At 63.7% G+C, this 6,231-nt stretch carries 6 protein-coding genes; all 6 read left to right on the forward strand.

Annotation, left to right across the window (positions count from 1 at the left end):
* Positions 1-2,007: outer membrane protein assembly factor BamA (gene bamA, locus ACE3S9_RS13125; RefSeq protein ID WP_374546917.1), on the forward strand; the 2,007-nt coding region annotated here is incomplete at its 5' end.
* A 221-nt stretch (positions 2,008-2,228) separates the two neighbouring features.
* Entirely contained in the window at positions 2,229-3,281 is a 1,053-nt protein-coding gene (gene lpxD, locus ACE3S9_RS13130; protein WP_374546918.1) for a UDP-3-O-(3-hydroxymyristoyl)glucosamine N-acyltransferase, read from the forward strand.
* Between the two features lie 82 nt (positions 3,282-3,363).
* A complete protein-coding gene (fabZ, locus tag ACE3S9_RS13135) occupies positions 3,364-3,843 on the forward strand; it encodes a 3-hydroxyacyl-ACP dehydratase FabZ (RefSeq protein WP_374546919.1) in 480 nt (159 codons plus the stop codon).
* Between the two features lie 3 nt (positions 3,844-3,846).
* A complete protein-coding gene (gene lpxA / locus ACE3S9_RS13140; protein ID WP_374546920.1) occupies positions 3,847-4,647 on the forward strand; it encodes an acyl-ACP--UDP-N-acetylglucosamine O-acyltransferase in 801 nt (266 codons plus the stop codon).
* Positions 4,644-5,489, forward strand: a complete 846-nt coding sequence (locus ACE3S9_RS13145) for an LpxI family protein (protein WP_374546921.1) — start codon at positions 4,644-4,646, stop codon at positions 5,487-5,489. Before lpxA ends, ACE3S9_RS13145 begins: the two co-directional genes overlap by 4 nt.
* Positions 5,486-6,231 (forward strand): lipid-A-disaccharide synthase (locus tag ACE3S9_RS13150; protein WP_374546922.1); only part of this gene is annotated, 746 nt, incomplete at its 3' end. The genes ACE3S9_RS13145 and ACE3S9_RS13150, both read left to right, overlap by 4 nt.

Here is a 6,231-nt window from a genome sequence, read left to right on the forward strand (position 1 = left end):
AAGACCGGCGTCAAGGAAATCCGTTTCGTCGGCAATCAGGCTTATTCCAGCGGCCGCCTGCTCGGCCTGATGGAAACGACGGAAATGAATTTCCTGTCGTTCTTCAAGACCTCCGACGTGTTCGATCCGGACCGTCTGGCGAAGGACGCCGAGGCGATCCGCCGCTTCTACCTCAAGAACGGCTATGCGGATTTCCGTATTACTGGCGTCGACCCGGTCTATGATCCCGCCGCTGGCGGCTATATCGTCACCATCACGCTGGAGGAAGGCGACGTCTATCGCGTCGGTTCGGTCCAGGTCGAGTCGCATCTGGCTGGCGTGTCCGACGCCGCGCTGCAATCCTCGCTCGAGATTCACGCCGGCGACATCTACAACGGCGACCAGGTCCAGAACACCGTCGTGCGCCTGACGAAGGAAGTCCAGAAAATGGGCTACGCCTTCTCGCAGGTGCGTCCTCGCGGCGACAAGGATCCCGCCACCCATACCGTCTCGATCGCCTTCGTGGTCGAAGAAGGGCCGCGCGTCTATGTCGAGCGGATCAACATCCGCGGCAATACGGCGACCCGCGATTATGTGATCCGTCGCGAATTCGATATCGGCGAGGGCGACGCCTATAACAAGGTGCTCGTCGACAAGGCGGAGCGCCGCCTGAATGCGCTGGGCTTCTTCAAGAAGGTCAAGATTTCGAGCGAGCAGGGCTCGTCCTCGGATCGCGTCATCGTCAATGTCGATGTCGAAGAGCAGTCCACCGGTTCGTTCTCGGTGTCCGGCGGCTATTCGACCACGCAGGGCTTCATCGCGGAAGTCTCGGTCACGCAGAGCAATTTCCTCGGCCGCGGCGACTATATCCGCACGTCGATCTCCTATGGCCAGTACACCAGGGGCATCGAGCTCAATTATACCGAGCCGTTCTTCCTGGATAACCGCATCGCCGCGGGCTTCGACCTCTATTCGAAGATGTCCACGGCATCGAGCTACGCCTATTATTCGAACTGGGTCACCGGCGGCACGATCCGTTTCGGCATCCCGCTGACGGATGATCTGACGATCGCGCCGCGTTATACGCTGTACAATTCGCAGCTCACCATCCCGAATAACTCGAACGAGCCCTATGACGATTGTACGTCGCCGCTTTGGGTCACGCCGCCTTATGACGGCACCCCGGTTACGCCCTATAATAGCTGCTTGACCAATGGCGAAGCCTCGCTGGCGCTGAAACAGGCGCAGGGCAACTGGCTGACGTCGATGATCGGCTATACGCTGGCCTATAACACGCTCGACAACCCGCGCGATCCGCATCTCGGCATCCGCGCCGAGCTGAAGCAGGATTTCGCCGGTCTGGGCGGGAATTCGAACTTCCTGCGCACGACGGTCGACCTTCGTGGCTATCACGAGCTTTATTTCAACGATATCGTCGGCATGGCCCATCTGCAGGCCGGCGACCTGTTGAATACGGGCAGCCAGGATCTCCGCGTCGTCGACAACTTCAACCTCGGCCCGAGCCTGGTGCGCGGTTTCGCGCCGGGCGGCATCGGTCCGCGCGATATCACCAATTCGACGACCAACAACAACGGCAACGCGCTGGGCGGCACCAAATATTGGGGCGCCTCGGTCGAAGCCCAGTTCCCGATCTGGGGCCTGCCGAAGGATATCGGTCTGAAGGGCGCCGTCTATTTCGATGCGGGCAGCCTCTGGGATTACCAGGGCCTGACCAATTTCGGCACCTATCTCGGTTATTCGGCGGCTCAGGCGACGTCCTGTTCCTATATGAATAACTACACGCCGCAGGGCGCCTCGAAGGTGACGACCATGAATGGCTTCCCGGTGCAGCAGTCGCCCTGTATCGACGTCGGCAGCAACAATTCGATCGTTCGTTCGGCGGTCGGCCTGGGTCTGATCTGGGCTTCGCCGATGGGGCCGATCCGGTTCAACTATTCCTTCGTGCTGTCGAAAGCCAATACCGACATCACGCAGCAGTTCAGCTTCACCGGCGGCACGACATTCTGATCGTTTGACACGTGAATGCGAGGGCGCGGCCGCAAGCCGCGCCCTTTTCCTATGGTCGGACGCGGTGACGGACGTCATCGGCGCCGCGACGGGACGCGGCAACTCCCGGGGTCGATCGCGATCGGCATGAATCGCAACCAGCCTCGGCATTCTTTGTTTCCGCAGCGTTTCGCGAAAGGCCAAGGGCCGTTTTTCGTGCGCTGCTCTGGGGAAGCGTCGTCATGGAAGAAATCAAATTCTTTCGTCGCGCGGTCACGCCGACTCTCGCCGAAATCGTCGAATGGACCGGGGCGAAGCCTGCCGGCGACGTCGATCTGACTGCGACCATCCTCGACGTGGCGCCGCTCGACCGCGCCCGCCCGGGCGATCTGGTCTTTCTCGACAATCCGAAATATGCCGACCAGCTCGCGCAGACCAAGGCGACGGCCTGTCTGGTCGGCGAACGCAATGTCGAGCGCGTTCCTCAAGGCGTCGCCGCTTTGGTGGTCCGCGAGCCTTATCGCGCCTGCGCAGCGGTGACGGCGCGGCTCTATCCCGAGGCGGTGCGGCCCGGTTCGTGGTTCGACAGCCACGGCGTCTCGCCCGGCGCCAATGTCCATCCGCTGGCGCGGCTCGAACCCGATGTCGTGGTCGATCCCGGCGCGGTGATCGGACCCCATGCCGAAATCGGCGCCGGCGCGGTGATCGGCCCCAATGCGGTGATCGGCCCTCGGGTCCGGATCGGGCGCGACAGCGCCATCGGCGCCGGTGCGACCGTCTGCAATGCGCTGATCGGCGACCGGGTCATCATCCATCCCGGCGTCCGGATCGGGCAGGATGGTTTCGGCTTCGCGATGAGCCCGCGCGGCCATCAGAAAGTGCCGCAGGTCGGCCGCGTCATCATTCAGGACGATGTCGAGATCGGCGCGAACAGCACGATCGATCGTGGCGCCAATCGCGACACGATCATCGGCGAGGGCGCCAAGATCGATAATCTGGTCCAGATCGCCCATAATGTCGTGATCGGCCGTCATTGCGTGATCGTCAGCCAGGTCGGCATATCGGGATCGACCGTGCTCGGCGATTTTGTCGTCGCCGGCGGGCAGGCTGGCATCACCGGCCATTTGAACATCGGGATCGGCGCGCAGATCGGCGCGCAATCCGGCGTGATGGCGGATGTCGATCCGGGCGCCAAAGTCGGCGGTTCGCCCGCGCGTGACGCGCGCCTCTGGCTGAAGGGCGTGGCCCTTGTCGACAGGATGGCGAAAAGTCGCGGCAAGGCCCGCGAAGAGTAGAGTTTTGCGCTGGCTTTCGCCGCCAAAGTGGCGTTAAAGCGGGCGCAGGTTGTCACATTGCTCGATTTTCATGGAATGAGATATGTCTGACCAGGCTGGCACTTTGGAGACGATCGACATTCAGCGGCTCATGCAATTGTTGCCGCATCGCTATCCCTTTCTTCTGGTCGACCGGATCATTGAAGCGCGGGGCGACGAATTCGGAATCGGCCTCAAGAACGTCACCATCAACGAACCGCAATTCACCGGTCATTTTCCCGACCGCCCAGTCTTTCCCGGCGTGCTGCTGATCGAGGCCATGGCCCAGACGGCCGGCGCGCTTTGCGTCAATTCGCGCCTCGGCGGCGCCAAGCCGCCGCTGGTCTATTTCATGACCATCGACAAGGCGAAATTCCGCAAGCCGGTCGTGCCGGGCGATCGTGTGGAGTTCCACATGACCCGCATCGCCCAGCGACGCAACATCTGGTGGTATCAGGGCAAGGCGATGGTCGACGGCGCATTGGTCGCCGAGGCCGAAATCAGCGCCATGATCATCACCGACCAGGCTGACAAACAAGGCTGATCCATGTCCATTCATCCCACATCGATCGTCGAGGACGGCGCCCTGCTGGGCGACGGCGTCGAGATCGGTCCGTTCTGCCATATCGGCCCCAAGGTCAAGCTCGGCGACGGCGTCACGCTGAAATCGCATGCAGTCGTCAACGGCCACACCACAATCGGCGCGCGCACGCGCATCTATCCTTTCGCTTCGATCGGCTACGAACCGCAGGATCTAAAATACAGGGGCGAGGACACGACCCTGACGATCGGCGCGGATTGCGTGATCCGCGAAGGCGTGACGATGAACCCGGGCACGGTGACGGGGCGCTCGGCCACCGTCGTCGGCGATCGCTGCTTCTTCCTCGCCAATTCCCATGTCGGCCATGACAGCATCGTCGGCAATGATTGCGTCTTTTCGAACAATGTCATGATCGCCGGCCACGTCACCATCGACGATTGGGTGATCTGCGGCGGCGGTTCGGCCATCGTGCAATATGCCCGCATCGGCGCCCATTCCTTCGTCAGCGGCATGACCGGCATCGGCGCCGATCTGATTCCCTTCGGGCTGGCGTTCGGCAGCCGCGGCTTCCTGATGGGCCTCAATCTGGTCGGCCTGAAACGGCGCAACTTTAGCCGTGATGCGATCCACGATCTGCGGCGCGCCTATCGCGCCTTGTTCGCGCCCGAAGGCACATTGAAAGAGCGGGTCGAAGACGTCGCCGAGGAATTCGCCAACAATGCCGAAGTGATGATGATCGTCGACTTCATGCGCGCCAGCGGCGATCGCGCGCTTTGCATGCCGGAAATGGAGCGGCTGGCGTCGTGATCCAGCGGGTCGCGCTGATCTGCGGCAACGGAGCCTTTCCGCTTGTCGCCGCGCGCGCCGCGCGCCAGCGCGGGATCGATGTGTTCATCCTCGGCCTCAAGGGCATGGCCGCCGAGGACATCGCGGAATTTCCCCACATCTGGCTCGGCGTCGGGCAGCTCGGCGCCGCTTTCCGCGAGATCGCCGCGCGCGACATCAAGGATATCTGTCTGATCGGCGGGCTGGGGCGTCCGGAATTCGCCGATCTGCGGCCCGACTGGGGCGCGATCAAGCGGCTGCCCGAGATTTTTCGCCTGCTGAAAGGCGGCGACGATCACGCCCTCAAGGGCGTCATCCGGCTGTTCGAGGGCGAAGGCCTGCGCGTCATCGGCGTGGAAGACCTCGCGCCGGACCTGCTTGCCGCCGAGGGCGCCATGAACCGCGTGCCTTTCCCCGACGACCTGAAGGAAGACCTCGCCTTCGGCCATGACTGCCTCGGCGCGCTTTCGGCCTATGATTGCGGCCAGGCCCTGGTGCTGGCCCATCGCCGGATCATCGCCATCGAGGCCGCAGAGGGCACTGACGCCATGCTGCTCCGGGTGGCCGATCTGCGCGAGCGGGGACGCTGGCGCGCGAAGGGCCCGGCCGGGCTGCTGATCAAGGCGCCGAAGAAGGGCCAGGACCTCCGCGTCGACCTGCCGGCGATGGGGCCGGAGACCATCGCCTCGGCGGCCAAGGCGGGGCTGAAGGGCATTGCTGTCCAGGCCGGCCGCGTGCTGATCCTCGATCGCGCGGCCGTCGCCGCCCAGGCGGAAAAGGCCGGGCTGTTCCTGTTTGGCTTTACGCGGGAGACGGCGGCGTGAAGGTGTTCATGATCGCCGGCGAGCCTTCGGGCGACCTGCTCGGCCAGGGCCTGATCCGCGCCTTGCGCGCCCGCGCGCCCGGCGCAGCGATTTCCGGCGTCGGCGGCGACGCCATGACCGGCGAGGGCCTGCAGAGCCTGTTTCCGATGACGGAAATCTCGCTGATGGGCGTGCTGCCGGTGCTGGCCAATCTGCGCAATGTGCTGCGGCGGATCGACCAGACCGCCAAGGCGGTGATCACCGCGCGGCCCGACGTGCTGGTGCTGATCGACGCCCCGGATTTCAATCACCGCGTCGCGCGCCGCGTGCGCAAGCTGCTGCCCGACATGAAGATCGTCAATTATGTCGGGCCGACGGTCTGGGCTTGGCGGCCAGGGCGGGCGAAGAAAATGCGCGCCTATGTGGATCTGATCCTGGCGATCTTTCCGTTCGAGCCCGAGACCCATGTCCGGCTTGGCGGACCGCGCTGCGTCTATATCGGCCATCCATTGATTGAACGGCTGGCCGCGTTGCAAGGCGACGACGAGGCCAAAAAGACGGGGCCGATTCTCATCCTGCCCGGATCGCGCGCCTCGGTCGTGCAACGCATGGGCGAGGTGTTCGGCGACGCCATCGCCCGGTTCGACGCCGCGCATCCGGGGCATGACTATATCCTTCCGACCTCGCGCAGTGTCGCGGCGCGGGTGCGCGACATGATCGCGAGCTGGCGGGTGAAGCCGCGCGTCGTTGTCGAGGAAGACGA

This window comes from Rhodoblastus sp. (assembly GCF_041915505.1).
Classification (GTDB): domain Bacteria; phylum Pseudomonadota; class Alphaproteobacteria; order Rhizobiales; family Beijerinckiaceae; genus Rhodoblastus.

Coding starts and splice junctions, on each gene's coding strand:
- lpxD (WP_374546918.1), top strand. CDS start 2,229: ATGGAAGAAATCAAATTCTTTCGTCGCGCGGTCACGCCGACTCTCGCC.
- fabZ (WP_374546919.1), top strand. CDS start 3,364: ATGTCTGACCAGGCTGGCACTTTGGAGACGATCGACATTCAGCGGCTC.
- lpxA (WP_374546920.1), top strand. CDS start 3,847: ATGTCCATTCATCCCACATCGATCGTCGAGGACGGCGCCCTGCTGGGC.